Source organism: Hydrotalea flava, assembly GCF_001623405.1.
GTDB classification, from domain to species: Bacteria; Bacteroidota; Bacteroidia; order Chitinophagales; family Chitinophagaceae; genus Hydrotalea; species Hydrotalea flava.
In genome coordinates, this window is record NZ_LUHG01000055.1 from 1 (window position 1) to 3,159 (window position 3,159).

At 46.7% G+C, this 3,159-nt stretch carries 2 protein-coding genes; both read right to left on the reverse strand.

Going from position 1 to position 3,159, the window contains the following annotated elements; genetic code table 11:
- Nucleotides 1-17: 17 nt before the first annotated feature.
- Nucleotides 18-2,447 (reverse strand): GumC family protein, encoded by a 2,430-nt coding sequence (locus A0F92_RS06380; protein WP_068243084.1) that lies wholly within the window; start codon nucleotides 2,445-2,447, stop codon nucleotides 18-20.
- A gap of 11 nt (nucleotides 2,448-2,458) precedes the next feature.
- Nucleotides 2,459-3,159: polysaccharide biosynthesis/export family protein (locus tag A0F92_RS06385; protein ID WP_167516855.1), on the reverse strand; the 701-nt coding region annotated here is incomplete at its 5' end.

Genomic DNA, 3,159 nt, shown 5'->3' on the forward strand with positions numbered 1-3,159 from the left:
ACCACACCCCTTCCCCATTAGCTTTTATCCGGTGGATCGAAATAGCCCTCCTCTTCGGTTTTCCCGTAGTAACCATATCCGTAACCGCGTTTGCTGTAAAGCCCATAACGATACATGTAGCCATAGCCACCATAACCATAACCATAGCCATAATAGCCATACCGGCCGCCCAATTGTACATCATTCACCACGATGCAGGGATTGGGTAATTTATTGTCGGCCACCAAATCGGCAAAAAAGTTAACTTGTTTTTTAAAGGTGAACCGCTGCCGTATAATATACAATACCGCATCGGCATAGGCTGTAAAGGCATAGGAATCACTTACCAGGCCCACGGGGGCCGAGTCGATGATGATGTAATCATAATTGGCTTTTACCCAGGCCATGAAGCCGGCTACCTGCTCGCCAATCACCAATTCGGCAGGGTTGGGCGGTATGGGGCCCGAACGGAAAATATGCAGGTTGGGCAGGCCTTCTACCGTGGTAATAATGTGTTGCGGATTGGGCACCTGACCAATTAAATAGTTGGTAATACCCTTTGAATTGGAGCTTTCGCCCTCATACACATCTTTCCGGAGTTTGCGTAGGTCAAATTCCAATAAAGCCACTTTTTTATTAGACAGCGAGAGCACCGCCGCTAAGTTTAAGCTAATAAACGACTTTCCTTCCCCACTTACTGATGAGGTTACCAAATAGGTAATTGGTTTGGGCTTGCCTTTTATCAGGAATTCAAGGTTGGTACGCAAAATGCGAAACTGCTCGGCAATTACGTTCCGGGAACTGTTTACAATAATGTGGCGGCCCGCCAAACCGGCATGGCTGATTTCACCCACCACTGGTGCTACTACCCTTTCTACAATATCTTCCCGGTTAGTAACTTTATCGTTCAGTAAATCAATGATAAAAATAATACCGAAGGGCAGCACAATACCCAACAATAGAGAAAACATGCGGATATTATTGGTGCGGGGCTCAACCGGTACGGGGGAGGATACAGCAGGGGTTAATTGCTGGTAATTGGATACAGTGGAAGAACTGGAAATAGCTGCTTCTTCCCGCTTTTGCAGCAAATAGAGGTAAAGGCTCTCTTTAATACTTTTTTGCCGGTTAATATCCATCAACTCCCGTTCCTTTTCTGGAACGGAAAAAAGCAGGGCATCGCTGGCTGCCAGGTGCTGTTGTTGGGTAACCAACTGCTCCCGAAGGGCTTTTTGGTAATTGGCCAAACTAATCAGCATGCTTTGTTTGGTTTGAGACAATTGGTTGTCTAAATCGCCCGTAATTATACCACCAGAGGTAATATAGGGAGCCGTTTTGTCTTTTTTCAACTGCACTTCGTTGTAATTGGCCACCAGGGCCATGAAGGTAGGGTCATCAATGCCCATGCTGGAGGGAATGAGTTTATGGCTGTTTTCCGGGCGGTTCAGGTAATCGTTGGCCATGATGGCCAGGTTCAGTTTTGTTTGCAGCCCATCAATGGCATCCTGGAATTGTTTGGTAGAATTGGCATACTGCTGCCCCATCACACTAAGGTCGCTGATATGGTTGCGCTCTTTGTAATTCTTGATATCCAATTCCAGTTGGGTAAGTTCTTTTTGCACAATATTTAAGCGTTGATCAATAAATGCAATAGAATTACGGGCCACCCTGTTTTTATCGTCAATATCCAGTATTTTATACTGCTCAATCAGTGTATTCAGGATGGCCTGACCGCGGTAGCGGTTTTCGACCCGGATATTCAATTGCAGGGTGGTGGTTTTAGGGTTGGGAATGGCAATGGAAAGGCCGCCCTGTATTTCACCAATGGCCCGGGCTATCGGTTCCCAAACAATGGTGTAGGGAACGGTATTGTTGGCGAGGCCTTTATTGGGCAGTAGCACCATTTTTACCCCATTTACGGTAAAGGTATCGTTCCATTGAAAATGCCGGTGGTATTGGTCATTTTCCTCTCCCCCCCAGGTAACGGTACCACCCTGGGTAGTATAGTGAGGCACCAAAAAAGTATAGGCCTGTGTACTATCGGGAATAGCGAGGGGAATGAGCTGAAAGCCCCCTGCCCGATCAATTTCGTAGTGGTTAATTTTACCGAGGGTAAAATAGCGGAGATTAAACTGCCCGGCCCTTACCACCCTTTCAATCACGGGATAAGAGCGCAATTGCTCAATTTCATTGTCTAAATTCACTTTACGGCCACCGGTGAGGGCAATAGACACGGGGTCGTTTCCGGCAGTTTGTGATATGGTATTGTCTTCCCCGGGTTTAATCAGTAAGAGGGTACTGGCATTGTAAATGGGTACGGTATATTTTACATACACATAGCCAATGCCCACGCAGAGTACCACACTCAGGATAAAGAGGGGCAGGTAGGCCAGGTACTTGAACAAGAGTTCCCTTAACTGGTAGGCCGTGGTTTGGGCCCGCTGGTAAGTAAGTGGGGTTTGCTCCATAAACGGGCGGTTTAAAAGGTACGGTAAAGGGTAAGGGTAATTAAAATTAAAGAAGCCACGGTACTGATTACTGTAATAGTTCGCAGCGTATTTGGGTTTTGTTTCAATAACCGTAGTTTTTGGTTATTTGCTTTTACATACACAATATCATTTTGCCGCAACTGGAACTCGGGTGAGGAAAAAGTATTTTGCAGGGAACGAAGGTCGTAGCTAAAGTGCCGTATACGGCCACTATCCTGCCGTATAAGCAGTATGCTATCCCGCCGCCCCTCGTCTTTTAACCCTCCTGATGTATTGATGGCATCCAGTATGGTGGCAATACCCGAAGGAAAGGTTTTAATACCGGGTGTAACCACTTCCCCCATCACACTTACCTTAAACTGGTTGAATTTCACCAATACCACCGGACGTAATACATAAGGGGATAGTTTGGCCACCAGGGAATCGTGAAGTGCGGGAATGGTGAGGCCGGCAGCTTTTACCACCCCAATAATGGGCATTTGAATATTGCCATTTAAGTCAACAAAATAGCCCGCGGCCGAAGTGCTGCCATTCACGGCCCCTTCACCAGCCATGGTACCATTGCTGCCGGCCGTATTGGCCAAATTAAACAGGGCTGTCTGCTCCTGGTTTAAGGTAGCACTGTACACCGTAATATTCAATTGATCGTTGGGCTGAATAACAGGATTTTGGAGGGGAGTAACCACTACAC

What these genes read in the sequence shown, in the direction of transcription:
- A0F92_RS06380 (WP_068243084.1), bottom strand. Translation starts at nt 2,447, where the DNA reads ATGGAGCAAACCCCACTTACTTACCAGCGGGCCCAAACCACGGCCTAC.